The sequence below is a fragment of the Streptomyces sp. NPDC102406 genome (genome assembly GCF_044765725.1).
Classification (GTDB): Bacteria; Actinomycetota; Actinomycetes; order Streptomycetales; family Streptomycetaceae; genus Streptomyces.
Genome location: NZ_JBIWKP010000001.1, coordinates 175,683 through 194,020, shown reverse-complemented (window position 1 = coordinate 194,020; position 18,338 = coordinate 175,683). Strand labels below are relative to the sequence as shown.

General features: G+C 72.5%; 18 protein-coding genes. 7 read left to right on the top strand and 11 right to left on the bottom strand.

Annotation, left to right across the window (positions count from 1 at the left end; all coding sequences use genetic code 11):
* Window positions 1–15: 15 nt before the first annotated feature.
* On the bottom strand, window positions 16–780 hold the full coding sequence (locus tag ACIRF8_RS00965; RefSeq protein ID WP_404209545.1) for an SIS domain-containing protein: 765 nt from the start codon (window positions 778–780) through the stop codon (window positions 16–18).
* A gap of 212 nt (window positions 781–992) precedes the next feature.
* Between ACIRF8_RS00965 and ACIRF8_RS00960 the strand changes: the two genes are divergently transcribed.
* Window positions 993–1,685, top strand: coding sequence for a metal-dependent transcriptional regulator (locus ACIRF8_RS00960; RefSeq protein WP_404209543.1), 693 nt, complete (start codon window positions 993–995; stop codon window positions 1,683–1,685).
* Between the two features lie 471 nt (window positions 1,686–2,156).
* Window positions 2,157–3,020, top strand: a complete 864-nt coding sequence (locus ACIRF8_RS00955; protein ID WP_404209542.1) for an alpha/beta fold hydrolase — start codon at window positions 2,157–2,159, stop codon at window positions 3,018–3,020.
* Between the two features lie 13 nt (window positions 3,021–3,033).
* Here the strand turns inward: ACIRF8_RS00955 and pdxH are convergent, their stop codons facing one another.
* Complete coding sequence (gene pdxH, locus ACIRF8_RS00950; RefSeq protein ID WP_404212202.1) at window positions 3,034–3,672, bottom strand: pyridoxamine 5'-phosphate oxidase; 639 nt, start codon at window positions 3,670–3,672, stop codon at window positions 3,034–3,036.
* A 320-nt stretch (window positions 3,673–3,992) separates the two neighbouring features.
* Here pdxH and ACIRF8_RS00945 point away from each other — a divergent pair, with 320 nt between their 5' ends.
* On the top strand, window positions 3,993–5,108 hold the full coding sequence (locus ACIRF8_RS00945) for a citrate synthase 2 (protein ID WP_404209540.1): 1,116 nt from the start codon (window positions 3,993–3,995) through the stop codon (window positions 5,106–5,108).
* Window positions 5,109–5,210: 102 nt separating this feature from the next.
* Here the strand turns inward: ACIRF8_RS00945 and ACIRF8_RS00940 are convergent, their stop codons facing one another.
* From ACIRF8_RS00940 to ACIRF8_RS00905, 8 genes are read right to left on the bottom strand one after another with little or no spacing between them, the layout of a single operon-like run.
* Window positions 5,211–5,822, bottom strand: coding sequence for a TetR/AcrR family transcriptional regulator (locus tag ACIRF8_RS00940; protein WP_404209538.1), 612 nt, complete (start codon window positions 5,820–5,822; stop codon window positions 5,211–5,213).
* Window positions 5,810–6,553, bottom strand: coding sequence for an enoyl-CoA hydratase family protein (locus ACIRF8_RS00935; RefSeq protein WP_404209537.1), 744 nt, complete (start codon window positions 6,551–6,553; stop codon window positions 5,810–5,812). Before ACIRF8_RS00935 ends, ACIRF8_RS00940 begins: the two co-directional genes overlap by 13 nt.
* A complete protein-coding gene (locus ACIRF8_RS00930) occupies window positions 6,553–8,118 on the bottom strand; it encodes a 4-coumarate--CoA ligase family protein (RefSeq protein WP_404209535.1) in 1,566 nt (521 codons plus the stop codon). Before ACIRF8_RS00930 ends, ACIRF8_RS00935 begins: the two co-directional genes overlap by 1 nt.
* Window positions 8,119–8,159: 41 nt before the next feature.
* A complete protein-coding gene (locus ACIRF8_RS00925; RefSeq protein WP_404209533.1) occupies window positions 8,160–9,332 on the bottom strand; it encodes an acyl-CoA dehydrogenase family protein in 1,173 nt (390 codons plus the stop codon).
* Window positions 9,329–11,191, bottom strand: a complete 1,863-nt coding sequence (locus tag ACIRF8_RS00920) for a biotin carboxylase N-terminal domain-containing protein (RefSeq protein WP_404209531.1) — start codon at window positions 11,189–11,191, stop codon at window positions 9,329–9,331. The genes ACIRF8_RS00925 and ACIRF8_RS00920 overlap by 4 nt, the downstream gene beginning before the upstream one ends.
* A gap of 7 nt (window positions 11,192–11,198) precedes the next feature.
* Window positions 11,199–12,797 carry an acyl-CoA carboxylase subunit beta gene (locus ACIRF8_RS00915; protein WP_404209529.1) on the bottom strand — a complete coding sequence of 533 codons (1,599 nt, stop codon included), beginning with the start codon at window positions 12,795–12,797 and terminating at the stop codon, window positions 11,199–11,201.
* Window positions 12,794–14,506, bottom strand: coding sequence for an acyclic terpene utilization AtuA family protein (locus ACIRF8_RS00910; RefSeq protein ID WP_404209527.1), 1,713 nt, complete (start codon window positions 14,504–14,506; stop codon window positions 12,794–12,796). The genes ACIRF8_RS00915 and ACIRF8_RS00910 overlap by 4 nt, the downstream gene beginning before the upstream one ends.
* A complete protein-coding gene (locus ACIRF8_RS00905) occupies window positions 14,503–15,300 on the bottom strand; it encodes a TIGR03084 family metal-binding protein (protein ID WP_404209525.1) in 798 nt (265 codons plus the stop codon). Before ACIRF8_RS00905 ends, ACIRF8_RS00910 begins: the two co-directional genes overlap by 4 nt.
* Window positions 15,301–15,462: 162 nt before the next feature.
* On the opposite strand from ACIRF8_RS00905, the gene ACIRF8_RS00900 reads away from it, so the two are divergent.
* From ACIRF8_RS00900 to ACIRF8_RS00885, 4 genes are all read left to right on the top strand, one after another.
* Window positions 15,463–16,278, top strand: coding sequence for a helix-turn-helix domain-containing protein (locus ACIRF8_RS00900; protein ID WP_404209523.1), 816 nt, complete (start codon window positions 15,463–15,465; stop codon window positions 16,276–16,278).
* Window positions 16,271–16,534, top strand: a complete 264-nt coding sequence (locus ACIRF8_RS00895) for a DUF397 domain-containing protein (RefSeq protein ID WP_404209521.1) — start codon at window positions 16,271–16,273, stop codon at window positions 16,532–16,534. Before ACIRF8_RS00900 ends, ACIRF8_RS00895 begins: the two co-directional genes overlap by 8 nt.
* Window positions 16,535–16,596: 62 nt before the next feature.
* Entirely contained in the window at window positions 16,597–16,854 is a 258-nt protein-coding gene (locus tag ACIRF8_RS00890; RefSeq protein ID WP_404209519.1) for a hypothetical protein, read from the top strand.
* Window positions 16,851–17,225, top strand: a complete 375-nt coding sequence (locus ACIRF8_RS00885; protein WP_404209517.1) for a hypothetical protein — start codon at window positions 16,851–16,853, stop codon at window positions 17,223–17,225. The genes ACIRF8_RS00890 and ACIRF8_RS00885 overlap by 4 nt, the downstream gene beginning before the upstream one ends.
* A gap of 135 nt (window positions 17,226–17,360) precedes the next feature.
* On the opposite strand, the gene ACIRF8_RS00880 is transcribed toward ACIRF8_RS00885, so the two are convergent.
* Window positions 17,361–18,287, bottom strand: a complete 927-nt coding sequence (locus ACIRF8_RS00880) for an EamA family transporter (RefSeq protein WP_404212200.1) — start codon at window positions 18,285–18,287, stop codon at window positions 17,361–17,363.
* Window positions 18,288–18,338 lie beyond the last annotated feature (51 nt).

The window sequence follows — 18,338 nt, the reverse complement described above, 5'->3', positions numbered from 1 at the left end:
TGAGGGTCTGGGCTCTCAGTGCTGGTAGAAGATGCGGTCGCGGTACTCGGCGAAGACCTTGGCGTTCCAGGCGTGGCCGCCGTCCACGTTGCCCGAGCGCAGCAGCGGCGGCTGGATGCCGCGGTCGGCGAGGGCGGTGGCGCAGGTGGCCAGCACGGCCTGCATGAGGGCGCTGGTGGTGACGGTGGAGGCGGAGGCGAAGGGGGCGTCGATGCCGTCGTGGTCGAGTTCCGCGTCGCCGACCTCGATCTTGGAGTCGAGGACGAGGTCGCAGTGGTCGCGCAGGTAGGTGCCGGAGACGTGGCGGGACTTCGGGGCGTCGGGGCCGCTCGCGTAGGCGAGGGAGGTCACGCCGATGACCTTCAGGCCGAGCGCCCGGGCGTTCATGGCCATCTCGACGGGCAGGGCGTTGCGTCCTGACAGGGAGATGATGACGAGGGCGTCGCCCGCCGTGGCGGGGCTGGAGTCCAGGACGGCGGCGGCCAGGCCGTCGACGCGCTCCAGGGCCGAGCCGAGGGTGGCCGGCATGACGTCCACGCCGACGGCGCCGGGGACGGCCAGCAGGTTCATCAGGGCGAGGCTGCCCGCGCGGTAGACGACGTCCTGGGCGGCGAGCGAGGAGTGGCCCGCGCCGAAGGCGAAGAGGCGGCCCCCCGCGACGACGGTGTCGGCGAGCAGGGTGCCGGCGGCGGTGATGTTCTCCGTCTCCTCGTCGCGGACCCGTCGCAGCAGGCCGATCGCGGTGTCGAGGTACTGCGTGGCCGGCTTGCTCTCGCGCATCGGCGTAGCCCCTTGAGTCGTGGTGTCGCGGATCACGGTGCGGTCTGGACCAGGGCTGTGTCAATACGCTTCCGGGCGCTGTCGGGCCACTGTTTCCCCGGCGCGGGACGGTTGTCAGCGGTATGCGTCAGAATTGGGGCAGGGCCAGCGCACGAGCGACACGGCGAGCCAGCGGGGCCGTCGCGGAGCAGAGAGCTACACGAGGGGCACGTATGTCCGGACTGATCGACACCACGGAGATGTATCTCCGCACCATCCTCGAGCTCGAAGAGGAAGGTGTGGTCCCCATGCGCGCCCGGATCGCCGAGCGGCTCGACCAGAGCGGCCCGACGGTCAGCCAGACCGTGGCCCGTATGGAGCGGGACGGCCTGGTCGCCGTGGCCGCCGACCGGCACCTGGAGTTGACGGACGAGGGGCGTCGGCTGGCCACGCGCGTGATGCGCAAGCACCGGCTCGCCGAGTGTCTGCTGGTCGACGTGATCGGCCTGGAGTGGGAGCAGGTGCACGCGGAGGCGTGTCGCTGGGAGCACGTGATGAGCGAGGCCGTGGAGCGGCGCGTCCTGGAGTTGCTGCGGCATCCGACGGAGTCGCCGTACGGGAACCCGATCCCGGGCCTGGAGGAGCTGGGCGAGAAGGACGGCGCGGACCCGTTCCTGGACGAGGGCATGGTCTCGCTCTCCGAGCTGGACGCGGGCGCGGACGGCAAGACGGTCGTCGTGCGGCGCATCGGTGAGCCGATCCAGACGGACGCGCAGCTCATGTACACGCTGCGGCGTGCGGGGGTGCAGCCCGGTTCGGTGGTCAGCGTGACGCGGTCGCCGGGCGGGGTCCTGGTGGGCAGCAGTGGTGAGGCGGCCGAGCTGGCGCTGGACATCGCCTCGCACGTCTTCGTCGCCAAGCGCTGACCTCCCGCCTCCGGCTTGTGGCCGCAACGGCCGTGACGGGCGGGGCAGTTGGTGTGTTCTCCGGCGCGTGGCGCCTTCGCGCAGAAAGCAAGATTCACTGTGCGGAATCGCAGCGGCGGGACGCCGCACGTGCAAGGCTGTCGCCGTGAGGCATATGACCGGAGGGGGCCTGGTATGGACCTGCCGCTCGAAGCCGAGGGCCCCGGCGCCTGGCGGCGCCGGGGCCTGTCCTCCCCTGTGCTGACCCGGAGCCCCGAGCTCCCAGGGTCACTCCCCACGGACCTCTTTCCCCGAGTGGTCCGCTCCCCGAGGAAGAGATCCCCTCGGCGGCGCAGGTCATTCCTTGAGGGCTGTCACTCAAACGAGGGGTGTATTCCGAGACCACGAACAGCACCGCACACTCGAAAGAATGTTCGATAGCGTGCGGGGGTACGCGACTGCAGGCGCGACCACAAGGGGGTGCCGGGGCCTATGGCGCGGCGCATCGACGTGACGGGAGCGGGCGGCATCCGCCTGGCGGCCTGGGAGTTCGCCGACCCGCCCAAGACCGGTGACGGCGGACGGACCCCGGGGGTCCTGCTGTTGCACGGCCTGATGGGCCGGGCGTCCCACTGGGCGGGGACCGCGCGCTGGCTGGCCGAGCGGCACCGGGCGGTCGCCCTCGACCAGCGCGGGCACGGCCAGAGCGACAAGCCCCCGCAGGGCCCCTACGACCGGGAGGCGTACGTCCTGGACGCCGAGGCCGCCCTGGTCCAGCTCGGTCTGGAGCCCGCCGTGCTGATCGGGCACTCCATGGGCGCGCTGACGGCCTGGCAGCTCGCCGCCCGCCGCCCCGACCTGGTGCGGGGCCTGGTCATCTGCGACATGCGGGCCTCCGCGCTCGGGGCCGCGTCCCAGCGAGAGTGGGAGGACTGGTTCAAGGCGTGGCCGCTGCCCTTCGCGACCCTCGCCGACGTGCGGAAGTGGTTCGGGGAGGACGACCCCTGGGTGGAGCGGCCCAACCCCGCGCGCGGGGAGTTCTACGCCGAGGTGATGACCGAGTCCACGGACGGCTGGCGGCCGGTGTTCTCCCGGCGCCAGATGCTCCAGGCCCGCTCCACCTGGGTGTTCGACGCCCACTGGGAGGAGCTGACCGCCGTGCAGTGCCCGACGCTCGTCGTGCGCGGCCTGGACGGGGAGCTCGGCCGGGCGGAGTCGCAGGAGATGGTCCGGGTGCTGCCCCGCGGGGAGTACGCGGAGGTGGCCGACGCCGGTCATCTGGTCCACTACGACCAGCCCGAGGCGTGGCGCGCGGCGATCGAGCCGTTCCTCGACGGGGTACTGGCCGAGTGGTGACCCGGGCCCGGCGCTACGGGCTCAGTCGTTCGACCCGCCAGGCCCCGGCCCCGGCGTCGACGTAGCGGAGCCGGTCGTGGAGCCGGTTCTCGCGGCCCTGCCAGAACTCGACCGTGTGCGGGGTGACCCGGAAGCCGCCCCAGTGCGGCGGCACAGGGATCGCCGAGCCCGCGGGGTGGCGCCGGGTTAACTCGGCGTAGGCCGCGTCGAGTTCGGACCGGTCCGCCAGGACGGACGACTGCGCGCTGGCCCAGGCCCCGAGCTGGGACCCGTGCGGGCGCGAGTGGAAGTACGCCGCCGTCTCCTCCCGTGTCGTACGCGCCGCGGTGCCCGTGACGAGGACCTGGCGGCTCATCGGATGCCAGGGGAACAACAGCGCGACATGCGGGTTGACGGCGAGGTCGCGGGCCTTGCGCGAGCCGTAGTTGGTGTAGAAGACGAAGCCCTCGTCGTCGTACGACTTCAGCAGCACCGTGCGGGAGCTGGGGCGGCCCTCGGCGTCGGCGGTGGAGACGATCATCGCGTTCGGCTCGGCGAGCGGCGGACCCGCGGTGGCCGCCTCCTTGAACCAGCGGGTGAACTGCTCCATCGGGTGCGCGGCGATGCCGGTCTCCAGCAGACCGCCGTCGTGGGTGCGGTACTGCTCCCGCATCACGGCGGGGTCGGGCACGGGGCCGTCCTCGTCCACGCGGCCGGCTACGCGGTCGGCTTGTTCTACGCGGTTGTCATGAGCGCTCACGGCGCCATCCTGCCGCACCCGGGCCCGGCGGCGTGAGACGTGGCACTCAGTGCCGTCAACTCTCGCCAAGTGTGGCACCGGGAGTTAGGGTCCAGGGGCCGAAACGGTGCCGAAACACATCCCGGATCGGTTGGGTGACCCCGTGCCGTACGGGGCATGACGGGGTTGACCCGGGACTGTCGAAGTCCCGCCGCACGTCCACGCATCACGAACGCATCCAGAGGAGCCGCCTGATGTCCGACCCCGGCTTTGACCCCGGTTTCGTACCCGGCCTTGAAGGCGTGGTCGCCTTCGAGACGGAGATCGCCGAACCGGACAAGGAGGGCGGCGCCCTGCGGTACCGGGGCGTCGACATCGAGGAACTCGTCGGCCATGTCTCGTTCGGGAACGTCTGGGGCCTGCTCGTCGACGGTGCCTTCGACCCCGGGCTGCCGCCGGCCGAGCCGTTCCCCATCCCCGTCCACTCCGGTGACATCCGCGTGGACGTCCAGTCGGCGCTCGCCATGCTGGCGCCCGTCTGGGGCCTGAAACCGCTGCTCGACATCGACGAGAAGCAGGCCCGCGACGACCTCGCGCGGGCCGCCGTCATGGCCCTGTCCTACGTCGCGCAGTCCGCGCGCGGGCAGGGTGTGGCGATGGTGCCGCAGAGCGAGATCGACAAGGCGCAGTCCGTCGTCGAACGGTTCATGATCCGCTGGCGCGGCGAGCCCGACCCGAAGCATGTCGCGGCCGTCGACGCGTACTGGACGAGCGCCGCCGAGCACGGCATGAACGCCTCGACGTTCACCGCCCGCGTCATCGCCTCGACCGGCGCGGACGTCGCCGCCGCGCTGTCCGGTGCCGTCGGTGCCATGTCCGGGCCGCTGCACGGCGGGGCGCCGTCGCGCGTCCTCGGCATGATCGAGGAGATCGAGCGGACCGGTGACGCGGAGGCGTACGTCCGTAAGGCGCTCGACCAGGGCGAGCGGCTGATGGGCTTCGGGCACCGGGTGTACCGGGCCGAGGACCCGCGGGCGCGGGTGCTCCGCAGGACGGCCCGCGATCTGGGCGCCCCGCGCTTCGAGGTCGCCGAGGCGCTGGAGAAGGCCGCGCTGGCCGAGTTGCACGCGCGGCGGCCCGATCGGGTGCTGGCCACCAACGTGGAGTTCTGGGCGGCGATCGTCCTGGACTTCGCCGAGGTACCGGCGCACATGTTCACGTCGATGTTCACGTGCGCGCGCACCGCGGGGTGGAGCGCGCACATCCTGGAGCAGAAGCGGACGGGGCGGCTCGTGCGTCCCTCGGCGCGGTACGTGGGGCCGGGTTCGCGTTCCCCGCGCGACATCGACGGCTTCGCCGGGATCGCCTGACAGGCCGGGTCCCCCGCCGGTTCGCGGTCGCGGGCCGGTGGGGGCTGGTCGCGCGGTTCCCCGCGCTCCTGAGAGGCGCACTGCCGGGCCCGGCGACGGCCCCTACGGCGAGAGCACCCGGTCGATGATCCCGGCCCACGCGGAGACGACCCGTTCGCGCCGCGCCCCGTCGTCCGTCAGCAGATTGGCGAGGCCGAGACCCCGCGCCATGTCCAGCAGCCCCTGCACCGCCTCCCGCACCCCGGGCACGGACTCGTCCGCGTCGAGGAGCCGGACGGCGATCCGGTGGGTCTCCCGGCCGACGCGGGCCTCCAGCTCGGCGACCCGGCCGCCCAGCGCGGGCTCGTCGGAGGCGGCGACCCACAGGTGGAGCGCCGCCCGGAACAGCGGGCCCGTGTACAGGTCGACGAGGGCCGCCACCGCCTCGGCCCTGCCGTGGGGGCGCAGCCCGCGCAGGGCGACGGAGCGTTCCTCGGCGACGTACTCGACGGCTGCCGTGAACAGGTCCTCGCGGGTCGGGAAGTGGTGCTGGGCCGCGCCGCGCGAGACCCCGGCGTGTTCGGCGACGACGGCGACCGTGGAGCCGGACCAGCCGCGTTCGGCGAGGCACGCCACGGCCGACTCCAGGAGTTTTTGCCGGGTGGCGCGCGAGCGGTCCTGTTTCGGCGACGTCGCGGCGCGCGCGCCTGCTGCACGTGGGGTCACAACACCCATGCGGGGTCCCGTCGTTCGAGGAAGGCGGTCATCCCTTCGCGGGCCTCGGAGGAGGCGAACAGCCGTGCCGACAGCGCCGTCAGCGACTCCGCGTCCCGGTCGAAGGCTTCCAGGACCTTAACCGTGAGCAGTCGTTTCGTCTCGGCCAGGCCCTGGGGTGAGCTCCTGCGCAGCCCGTCGAGGACCGGTTCGAGCACCTGGTCCACGTCCGGCCCGGCCGTCGTCACGAGCCCGGCGCGGACCGCTTCCGCCGCGTCGAACCTCTCCCCGGTCAGGTAGTGGCGGGCCACCGCGCGCGGGTCGAGGCGGGGCAGCAGCGGCAGGGAGATCACGGCGGGGGCGACGCCGATGCGTACCTCGGTGAAGGCGAACGACGAGGACGCGGACGCCGCCGAGATGTCGCAGGCGCCCAGCAGGCCGAGGCCGCCCGCGCGTACGTGCCCGTCGACGCGTGCGACCACCGGTTTGTCCAGGGCGACGATGCGCCGCAGGAGTCCGACGAGGGTGTCCGGGTGCGGTGGGTCGCGCAGGTCGGCGCCGGCGCAGAAGGTGGTGCCGGTGTGGGTGAGCAGGACGGCGCGTACGCCGGTGTCCTTCCCGGCGCGGTTGAGCCGTTCGGTGAGTTCGCCGACGAGGGCCGACGAGAGGGCGTTGCGGTTGGCGGGTGAGTCGAGGGTGAGGGTGGTGATGCCGCGCGTGTGGGCGTGGTGGACCAGGTTCGCGGCGGGCATCAGCTCTCCCTGAGTCGGCGGCGCAGGATCTTCCCCGACGCCGCGCGCGGCACCCCGTCGATGAAGTCGACGCGGCGGATCTTCTTGTACGGGGCGACGCGTCCGGCGGCGTACGCCATGACGTCCTCGGCGGTGAGTGCCGGGTCGGAGCGCACGACGAACGCCTTCGGGATCTCGTTGCCGTCGGCGTCGGGCACCCCGATGACGGCGGCGTCCGCGATGGCGTCGTGGGTGAGGAGCAGTGCCTCCAGTTCGGCGGGGGCGACCTGGAAGCCCTTGTACTTGATGAGTTCCTTGACCCGGTCCACGACGAACAGCCAGCCGTCGGCGTCGACCCGGCCGACGTCGCCGGTGTGCAGCCAGCCGTCGGTGTCGATCATGTCGGCGGTGGCCTGGGGGCGGCCGAGGTAGCCCTTCATGACCTGCGGGCCGCGGATGAGGACTTCGCCGGGTTCGCCGGGGGCGGCGTCCTTCGCCGGGTCGTCCAGGGACAGCAGCCGCATCTCGGTGGAGGCGATGAGTTTGCCGACGGTGCCCGGCGGCGGGTCCTCGGCGTGCAGGGGGACGACGTGGGTGCCGGGCGAGAGTTCCGTCATGCCGTAGGCCTGGCCGACGGGTGGCAGGCCGAGCCTGCGGGAGCAGGCCTGGGCGAGTTCGGCGTCCAGGGGCGCCGCCGCGCTGATGACGTACTGGAGCGACGACAGGTCGTAGCCCTCGACGGCCGGGTGTTTGGCGAGGGCGAGGACGATGGGCGGGGCCACGTAGAGCGCGGTGATGCGGTGCTTCTCGATCGCGGCGAGGAACGTGTCGAGGTCGAAGCGGGGCAGGACGACGACGGTCGCGCCCTGGCGGAGCGGGGCGTTCATGAGGGCGGTCAGGCCGTAGATGTGGAAGAAGGGCAGGACCGCGAGGATGCGCTCGCCGGGGCCCATCGGGATGAGGGGTTCGAGCTGGGCGAGGTTGGTGGCGATGTTGCGGTGGGTCAGCATGACGCCCTTGGGGACGCCGGTGGTGCCGGACGAGTACGGGAGCGCGGCCACGTCCTCGGCCGGGTCGAGGGTGACCGACGGCTCCGGGGCGCCGGTGCCGAGCATGTCGAGCAGGGAGCGGTGGCCGCTGTCGCCCGCCGGGTCGCAGACGAGGATCTCCCGTACGCCGCCCGCGCGTTCGGCCGCCGCGCGGGCCGGGGCGAGCAGCGGGGTGACCGTGACGATCCAGCGCGCGGCGGAGTCCCGGAGCTGTTTCGCGAACTCCTCGGGGGTGGCCAGCGGGTGCACGGTGGTCACGGAGGCGCCCGCGCGCGTGGCGCCGTAGAACGCGACCGGGTAGGCGACCGTGTTGGGGCTGTGCAGGGCGACGACGTCCCCCTTGCGGACGCCCGCGGCGGTGAGCCCGGCGGCCACTTCGCGGTGGAACCGGTCGAGCTGGGCGTACGTGATCGTCGTGCCGGCCACCCCGTCGATGAGGGCCGGGGTGTCCCCCCGGGCCGCGGCGCCACCGAGCACGACGTCGTGGATGGGCTGGTCGACGACTGCTGTGTCCTCGTACTCACTCCGGTACACCATGCTGGGCTCCTCGTGGCGGGAGACGGACTCGGGCAGGTGGCTCAGTACGACTTGGGCAGTCCCAGGGTCTGGTGGGACACGTAGTTGAGGATCATCTCGCGGCTCACCGGGGCGATACGTGCCACGCGTGAGCCGGTGATGAGGGAGGCGAGGCCGAATTCGCGGGTGAGGCCGTTGCCGCCGAGGGTGTGCACGGCCTGGTCGACGGCGTGCACGCAGGCCTCGGCGGCGGCGTACTTGGCCATGTTGGCGGCCTCACCGGCGCCGACGTCGTCGCCCGCGTCGTACAGGCGGGCCGCTTTCTGCATCATGAGGCGGGCCAGTTCCAGCTCGATGTGGACCTGGGCGAGGGGGTGGGCGATGGCCTGGTGGGCGCCGATGGGGGCCTTCCACACGGTGCGTTCGCGGGCGTACTCGACGGCGCGGCGCAGGGCGTAGCGGCCCATGCCGATGGCGAACGCGGCGGTCATCACGCGCTCCGGGTTGAGTCCGGCGAAGAGCTGGAGCAGGCCCGCGTCCTCGTCGCCCACGAGGGCGTCGGCGGGCAGCCGCACCTCGTCGAGGGTCAGCTCGAACTGCTTCTCCGCGGCCTGGAGCTCCATGTCGATCCGACGCCGCTGGAAGCCCGGGGTGTCGCGGTCCACGATGAACAGGCAGGGTTTGAGGGTGCCGGTGCGGTCGTCCGACGTACGGCCCACGACGAGGGTGGCGTCGGCGATGTCGACGCCCGATATGAAGACCTTCCGGCCGGTCAGCACCCAGGTGCCGTCGTCGTCCCTGCGGGCGGTGGTGGTGATCCGGTGCGAGTTGGACCCGGCGTCGGGTTCGGTGATCCCGAAGGCCATGGTGCGGCTGCCGTCGGCGAGCCCGGGCAGCCAGGCGCGCTTCTGCTCCTCGGTGCCGAAGCGGGCGATCACGGTGCCGCAGATCGCGGGTGACACGACCATCATGAGGAGTGGCGAACCAGCAGCCCCCAACTCTTCGAGGACGATGGAGAGTTCGGAGATGCCGCCGCCTCCGCCGCCGTACTCCTCGGGGAGGTTGACGCCGAGGTAGCCGAGTGCGGCGGCCTCGGTCCACAGTTCGTCGGGGTGGGCCCCGGCGGCGGTGACGCGGGCCATGTAGTCGCGGCCGAACCGCTTGCCGAGCGCGGCGACGGCGGCGCGCAGCGCCCGGTGCTCTTCGGTTTCGAGGACGGTGCCGACAGTGCTCATGCGGGTGTTTCCTCCACGGCTTCCACGACGACGGCCAACAGGGAACCCACCTCGACCTGGCGGCCGACGGTGGCGTGCAGAGCGGTGAGCGTTCCGGAGGCGGGGGCGGTGATCCGGTGCTCCATCTTCATGGCCTCCAGCCAGATGAGGGGCTGCCCGGCGGTGACGGGGGCGCCTTCGGCGAGTCCGTCGGCGACGCGGACGACGGTGCCGGGCATCGGCGCGAGCAGGGAGCCGGGGGCGCGTTGTGCGCTCGGGTCGGTGAAGCGGGGCAGGGCGGTGAGGGCGGCGCCGTCGACGTACACGCGGTCGCCGTACGCGGCGACGTGGAACTTCCGCCGTACGCCGCCCACTTCGAGCACGACGTGATCCGGCGCCACGCGGACGACACCGGCGTCGTCGGCTTCGAGCCCGGTGCGGGTGTGCCGGTAGCGGACCTCGTGCTCGACGCCGTCCGCCTCGGTGCGGTACCGCTTGACCTGGGGCTGCGACGCCACGTTGCGGAAGCCGCCGAAGCGGTGTCGGCGGGCGCTCGCGAGGGCGGCGGCGAGCGGGGCGTACGGGTCGGGACCGGGGGTCGTCAGGGCGGCGAGGTGTCGTTCGTAGAACCCGGTGTCCATCCGGCCGTCCGTGAACTCGGGGTGGCGCAGGGAGCGTACGAGCAGGTCGCGGTTGGTGGCCGGGCCGTGCACCTGGGCGCGTTCCAGGGCGCCCGCGAGGGCGCGGACGGCGGCGCCGCGGGTGGGGGCGTGGGCGACGACCTTGGCGAGCATGGCGTCGTAGTGGACGCCGATGGTGTCGCCGTCGGCGTATCCGGTGTCGAGCCGCACTCCTTCGCTCACGGTCAGGCGGTGCAGGGTGCCGGTCTGCGGGGCGAAATCGGCGGCCGGATCCTCGGCGTAGAGGCGGGCCTCGACGGCGTGTCCGCGCGGTTTCGGGGGCTCGGGGTCGAGCGCCTCGCCCTCGGCGATCCGCAGTTGCAGGGCGACGAGGTCGATGCCGAACACGGCCTCGGTGACGGGGTGTTCGACCTGGAGGCGGGTGTTCATCTCCAGGAAGTGCGCCGCCCGGTCCGTGACCAGGAACTCGACCGTCCCCGCACCGACGTACGCGACGGAGCGCACGGCCCGCTCGGCCAGCGCGTACACCTCGCGGACGCGTTCGGGGGCGAGGCCGGGCGCGGGCGCCTCCTCGATCACCTTCTGGTGGCGGCGCTGGAGCGAGCAGTCGCGTGTCCCGAGCGTCCACACGGTGCCGTGCGTGTCGGCGAGGACCTGCACCTCGACGTGGCGCCCGCCCTCGACGTACGGCTCGACGAACACCTCGCCGTCCCCGAACGCGGACAGCGCCTCGGCCCGAGCACCCTCCAACGCGCTGTCCAGTTCGCCCAGTTCCCGCACGACGCGCATGCCGCGCCCGCCGCCGCCCGCCGCGGCCTTCACGAGGACCGGCAGATCGTCCTCGGTGACCTCGCCGAGCGGCGCGATGCCCATGAGCCGCTTGGCGCGCGTCTTGGACGCCATCGCCTCGATCGCCTCGGGCGGCGGCCCGATCCAGAGCAGCCCGGCGTCGGTGACGGCCCGCGCGAAGTCGGCGTTCTCGGAGAGGAACCCGTAGCCGGGGTGGACGGCGTCGGCGCCCGCGTCCAGGGCGGCCTTCACGACGAGGTCGGCGCGCAGGTACGTGTCGGCGGGGGTGGCCCCCGGGAGGCGTACGGCGAGGTCGGCCGTGCGGACGTGGAGGGCGTCGGCGTCCGGGTCCGAGTGCAGGGCGACGGTGCGGATGCCCAGCTCACGGCAGGTGCGAAAGACGCGGCAGGCGATCTCGCCACGGTTGGCGACAAGTACGGAGGAGATCACGTGAGGCTCACATCCTGAAGACGCCGAAGCCGCCGCGGGCGCCCTCGTACGGTGCGGTGTGCAGGGCGGACAGGCAGATGCCGAGGACGGTGCGGGTGTCGCGCGGGTCGATGACCCCGTCGTCGTAGAGCCGTCCGGACAGGAACATCGGCAGCGACTCGGACTCGATCTGCTGCTCCACCATGGCGCGCAGCGCGGCGTCCGCGTCGTCGTCGTAGGGCTGCCCCTTGGCGGCGGCGGACTGCCGGGCCACGATCGACAGGACGCCCGCGAGCTGCTGGGGGCCCATGACGGCGGACTTGGCGCTGGGCCAGGCGAACAGGAAGCGGGGGTCGTAGGCGCGTCCGCACATGCCGTAGTGCCCGGCGCCGTACGAGGCGCCCATGAGGACGGACAGATGCGGGACGCGGCTGTTGCTGACCGCGTTGATCATCATGGCGCCGTGTTTGATGATGCCGCCCTGCTCGTACTCCTTGCCGACCATGTAGCCGGTGGTGTTGTGCAGGAACAGCAGCGGGATGTCGCGTTGGTTGGCCAACTGGATGAACTGGGCGGCCTTCTGCGACTCCTCGCTGAACAGCACTCCCCGCGCGTTGGCGAGGATGCCGACGGGATAGCCGTGCAGGGCGGCCCATCCGGTGACGAGGCTCGCCCCGTAGAGCGGTTTGAACTCGTCGAAGTCGGAGCCGTCGACGATCCGGGCGATGACCTCGCGCGGGTCGAACGGGACCTTCAGGTCCTCCGGCACGATCCCGAGCAGTTCCTCCGGGTCGTACTTGGGCGGCTCGGCGATGTCCGGGTCGGCGTACGCCTTGCGGTGGTTGAGCCGGGCGACGACGCGGCGGGCCTGGCGGATCGCGTCCTGCTCGTCGAGCGCGAAGTAGTCGGCGAGGCCTGAGGTGCGGGCGTGCATCTCGGCGCCGCCGAGCGATTCGTCGTCGCTCTCCTCGCCGGTCGCCATCTTCACGAGGGGCGGCCCGCCGAGGAAGACCTTGGCCTTGTCCTTCACCATGATCACGTGGTCGGACATGCCGGGGACGTAGGCGCCGCCGGCCGTGGAGTTGCCGAGGACGACGGCGACCGTGGGGATCCCGGCGGCGGACAGCCGCGTGATGTCGCGGAAGATGCCGCCGCCGGGGATGAAGATCTCCTTCTGGGACGGAAGGTCGGCGCCGCCCGACTCCACGAGTGAGACGCAGGGCAGCCGGTTGGCGAAGGCGATCTCGTGGGCGCGCAGCGCCTTCTTCAGGGACCACGGGTTGCTGGCTCCGCCGCGCACGGTCGGGTCGTTGGCCGTGATCAGGCACTCCACGCCCTCCACGACCCCGATCCCGGTGACGAGGGAGGCGCCCACGGTGTAGTCGCTGCCCCAGGCGGCGAGCGGCGACAGCTCCAGGAAGGGGGTGTCGGGGTCGAGGAGGAGTTCGACGCGTTCGCGGGCGAGGAGCTTGCCGCGCCCGCGATGCCGTCGCACGTACTTCTCGCCGCCCCCGGCCACCGCCTTCGCGTGCTCGGCGTCGAGCGCGGCGAGCTTGTCGAGGAGGGCCGCGCGATGGGCGGCGTAGTCGTCGGACCGGGTGTCCAGGGCGCTGGCCAGGACGGTCACAGCAGAGCCTCCGGTATGTCGAGGTGGCGGGAGCGCAGCCATTCGCCGAGCCCCTTGGCCTGCGGGTCGAAACGGGCCTGCGCGGCGACGCCCTCACCGAGGAGGCCCTCGACGGTGAAGTTGAGGGCGCGGAGGTTCGGCAGCACGTGCCGGGTGACGGGCAGGCGCGCGGTCTCGGGAAGGAGCGCGCGGAGCCGGTCGACGGTGAGGGTGTGGACGAGCCAGGGCCAGGCGGCGTCGGTGATCGCCCATACGCCGATGTTGGCGTCGCCGCCCTTGTCGCCGCTGCGGGCCCCGGTGACGCGGCCGAGGGGGGCGCGCCGGGTGGTCCCGGCGGGCGGGGGCGGGGGCGGTTCGGGTGCGTCGACGGGGGCCAGGGCGCGGGTGGGCCCGGTGTGGGGCGGTACGGGGCGGCGCTCACCGTCCGGCAGGGCAGCGGTGTGCGGGACGTCGCCGCGGGGGACGTACGCGGCCTCGAAGACGCCGTACGGGGAGCCCTTGCCGGGCGGGGCCGTGACGTGGAACCCGGGGTAGGAGCCGAGGGCCAGCTCGACGGCGGCCCCGCTCAGCGCCCGCCCGACCGCGTCCTGGTCCTGGTCGCGGACGACGAGCCGCAGCAGGGCACTGGCGGTCTCCTCGGTGTCGGCGTCGGTCCTGTCGGTCCTGGCCAGCTCCCAGCGCACCTCCCCCGGCCGGGTCTTGGCGGCGCTCAGCGCCTCCTCCATCTGCTGTCGCACGAGGGCGGCCTTGGCCTCGATGTCGAGCCCGGTGAGCACGAAGACGACCTCGTTGCGGAAGCCGCCGAGCCGGTTCAGGCCGACCTTGAGGGTGGGCGGTGGTGCCTCGCCGCGTACGCCGTGGACGCGGACGCGATCGGGCCCGTCCTGCGTGAGCCGTACGGTGTCGAGCCGGACGGTGACGTCGGGTCCGGCGTACCGGGCGCCGCCGGTCTCGTACAGCAGTTGCGCGGTGACGGTGCCGATGTCGACGAGGCCGCCGGTGCCGGGATGTTTGCCGATGACGGCGGACCCGTCCTCGTGGATCTCGGCGAGGGGGAACCCGGGGCGGGCCGTCCGGTCCGTGTGCTGGGTGAACTGGGAGTAGTTTCCGCCGGTCGCCTGGGTCCCGCACTCCAGGACGTGCCCCGCGACGACCGCCCCGGCGAGCCGGTCGTAGGCGTCCTGTCCCTCGTGGGCCCACCCGAAGTGCCAGGCGGCGGGCCCGCTGACGAGGGCGGCGTCGGTGACGCGCCCGGTGACCACGATGTCGGCGCCCGCGTCCAGGCAGGCGGCGATGCCCGCGCCGCCGAGGTAGGCGTGGGCGGTGAGGGCGCCGGGGAAGCGGCCGGTGCCGAGCAGGTCGTCGCCCTCGACGTGGGCGACCCGCACGGGGATACCGAGCCTGCCACCCAACTCCCGTACGGCGTCGGCAAGTCCGGCGGGATTGAGCCCGCCCGCGTTGGTCACGATCTTGGTGCCGTGTTCGACGGCGAGGCCGAGGCATTCCTCCATCTGCCGCAGGAAGGTACGGGCGTAACCGCGCCCCGGGTCCTTGAGCCGGTCCCGGCCCAGGATCAGCATGGTCAGCTCGGCGAGGTAATCGCCGGTGAGCACGTCGAGGGGGCCGTCGCTCAGCATCTCCCGCATGGCGGTGAAGCGGTCACCGTAGAACCCGGAGGCGTTGCCGATGCGCAGGGGTGGCCGGGTCATGTGGCCGCACCCTTGGGCGAGCGCCCCTGCCCCGGTGGCCCGGCGAAGGCCTGCGCGATGTCGAGCCAGCGGTCGGCGTCGGGGCCTTCGGCGCGTACGGCGAGGTCGTCGCGGTGGGCGCGCTGGGTGACGAGGAGGCAGAAGTCGAGGGCGGGCCCGGTGACGCGCTGCGCGGCGTCCCCGGGACCGTAGGCCCACAACTCACCCGTGGGCGTCGTGAGTTCGACGCGGAACTCGGCGCCGGGGGCGGGGAGGCCGTGCACGGCGAAGGCGAAGTCCCGGGCCCGTACGCCGATCCGGACGACATGCCGCAGCCGGTCGGTGGGCGGGCGCGGAACCCCGAGCGCGTCGGCGACGTCCTGCCCGTGCGCCCAGGTCTCCATGAGGCGCCCGGTGGCCATCGACGCGGCGGACATGGGCGGCCCGTACCAGGGAAACCTGGTACGGCTCGCGGCTGCGGCGCGCAGCGCCACCTGCAACTCCTCGCGCCCCCGCCGCCACTGGGCGAGCAGGGCCGCGGGCTTCTGCGCGGCGCCTTCCTCGGCCCCGTCGTCCACGAACGACTCGGGCGCGGCGATCGCCTTCTCCACTTCCTTCGCGAACGCGTCGGCGTCCCGTACGGCGAGCAGGGCGGCGCGGTCGGTCCAGGCGAGATGGGCGATCTGGTGGGCGACGGTCCAGCCGGGGGCGGGGGTCGCGGCGGCCCACTCCTCGTCGGCCAAGTCACCCACGAGCGCGTCGAGTTGCGAGCTCTCTGCGCGCAAGTCGTCGAACACGGACAGCGTTTCGGACACGGTGCGCTCCCCTCGGGGCAGGGCGGTGTGGCGGCGACGTGAGGGGAGCATGGCAGCGGCCCGAGAAACAATCAAGCGTGCTTGCATGGAAAGTTCCCTGTATCGCTGCGCACACGTTCCACTACTCTCCGCTACAGGACAACCGGAACGGGGTTCCTCCGCATGACCAACCTTCGCTCGCTCGACCCCAGCGCCTCCCCCCTCGACTTCTACGGTTCCGAGCTGCGTCGGCTACGCGAGGAAGCGGGTCTCAGCCAGGAGGAGTTGGGCGCCTGCATCTTCTGTACCGGCTCACTCGTGGGCCAGATCGAGACGACCAAGCGGATCCCGACCCGGGATTTCAGTGAGCGGGCCGACGCGGCGCTCGGCACGGGTGGCACGTTTTCCCGCCTGCTCGGCCTGGTGCTGCGCAGTCGGCTGCCCTCATGGTTCCAGCCGTACGTGGAGCTGGAGGCGCGGGCGTCGTACATCTCCACGTACCAGTGCCAGTTGGTCTACGGGCTGTTGCAGACCGAGGAGTACGCGCGGGCGCTGCTCGGCGTGGACCATCCCGACAAGTTCGAGGAGCAGGTGGCGGCGCGCATGGAGCGCCAACGCATCTTGGACCGTGGCACTCCGCCCGCCTTGTGGGTGGTGCTCGGCGAGGCGGTGCTGCATCAGGAGGTCGGCGGCCGGGATGTCATGGCGGAGCAACTGCGGCACCTGGCGGGCTTCGCCCGGAGCCCCTGGGTGAAGATCCAGGTCCTGCCGTTCGCGGCGGGCCAACACGCCGGGATGATGGGCTCGTTCAATCTCCTGCGCTTCGACGAAGACCCCGATCTCTTCTACGCGGAGAACTACGATCACGGGCACATGACCGCCAATCCGCAAGTCATGAGGGAGCGTTCGGTCGGTTACGCTCGATTGCAGGCTTGCTCCCTCTCCCCCGAGGAGTCGGTCCAGTTGATCGTTCGTGTGACGGAGGAACGCTATGGCTAGGAACCCGATCCCGGCGGAGACGGAATGGCGAAAGTCGTCCTACAGCGGCACCAGCGGCGGTGACTGCATCGAGGTCGCCGCACCGTGGCGCAAGTCGTCCTACAGCGGGCCCAACGGTGGTGATTGCGTCGAGATCGTCGCACTGGCCGCGACCGTGGCGGTACGGGACTCCAAGGACCCCGGTGCCGGCCTCTTCCGCGTCACGCCGAAGGCGTTCACCGCGTTCGTGGCGGCGGCCTCGCTCGGGCGCGTCTGAGCCTTGAGGGACTTGCCGCCATACGGGTACGTACCCGTATCCTGAGCGCAGGAGGTCCCACCATGACTGACGCCAACGTCCGCATCCCCACGGAGGCCCGCGACCGGCTCGCGCAGATAGCGGCCGAGGAAGGGATGTCGCTGCGCGCCTATCTCGCCCACCTCGCCGAGACCCTCCTGACCCCGGCCGAGCGTGCGGAGCGCGCCGCGCGGGCCCGTGCGGTGCTGCGGGAGTGGAACGGATACGACCCCACCCGGGCCGAGGAGGCCCGCATCGACGCCGAGCTCGACCGGCGGCTCTCCCAGGCGGGTGCGCCGTGACCGACGCCCTGCACATCGTCCTTGACGGGTCGGCGTTGGTGGCCGCGGGGAAGGGCAATGCCTTGGCTTCCCGGCTCATCGACCGCGCTCATTCCACGGCCGGTTTCCACCTGTACGCTCCCGTCTGCGCCCTGATCGAGGCCGACCGGGCACGGCGGGGCACCGCCGAACACATCGCGGCCCTGCCTGGCATCACGCTGCTCGAACTCGACCTGTCCACCGCGCTTGCCATGATCCAGGATGACACCTGGGCCTGGTCGCACTGCCGTCACGCGGTGCAGCCGACGCCGGACCGGCCGGACGGCGCGTTCGTCGCCACGGTCGAGCCCGATCGCTGGAAGGGCTACAGGATGATCGACCTCACCCCCTGAACCCCGCACTCCGGTGCCGGATCGCCGCCTCGGCCCGGGCTCGGGTGGGCAGTGAAGACGAACGTGGAGTCGTCGCCGTCCAAGTCGGTGCTGAGAGAGGCGTCCAGCGCGTCCGCCTCGCACAGCTTCAACCCCTCACGCGCCGATCCCCCCGCCCCGCCGACCCACCTGCGTCCGCACCGCGCCCATGCTCGCCACGATGACGAGGGCGATCGCCAGGGCCTGGACCCAGGACAGGGCCTGGCTCAGGACGAGGAAACCGGCTAGGGCCGCCAGAGCCGGTTCCAGGCTCATCATCACGGCGAACGTGGACGCGGGCAGGCGGCGCAGGGCGATGAGTTCGAGGGTGTAGGGCAGCACCGAGGAGAGGATCGCGACGGCCGCGCCGAGGCCGATCGTCACCGGGTCGAGGAGACGGCTGCCCGACGCCGCGACGCCCAGCGGCAGGCAGAGCACGGCCGCGACCGCCATCGCGAGCGCCAGCCCGTCGGCCTGCGGGAAGCGGCGGCCGGTGCGGGCGCTGAAGATGATGTACGCCGCCCACATGCCGCCCGCCGCGAGGGCGCAGGCGACGCCGACGAGGTCGAGGCCGCCCAGCCCGTCGCCCGCGCCGCCGAGCAGGAAGACGCCGCACAGGGCGAGGCCCGCCCACACGAAGTTGATGGCGCGGCGCGAGGCGAGGACGGAGAGGGTCAGGGGGCCCAGGACCTCGAAGGTGACAGCCAGACCGAGCGGGATACGGGCCGCGGCCTGGTAGAAGATCAGGTTCATGCCGCCCATGGCGACGCCGAACGCGACGACCGTGCCCCAGTCGGCGCGCGAGTGGCCGCGCAGTCGCGGGCGGCACACCACCATCAGCACGAGCGCCGCCACGACCAGCCGCAGCGTCACCACACCGACCGCGCCCGCGCGCGGCATCAGGCTCACCGCGAGCGCGCCGCCGAACTGCACCGACACACAGCCGGCGAGCACCAGGCCGACCGGGCCGAGGGAGCCGCCCCGACGTGCCCCTTCGGGCTGTGCCGCGCCCCCGGCGCCGTCGAGGACGGCGGCCTCCGGCACGGGCGGCTGTGGCTGTTGCGTGCGCGAGCCGTTCACAGGGCCTCGTCGTCC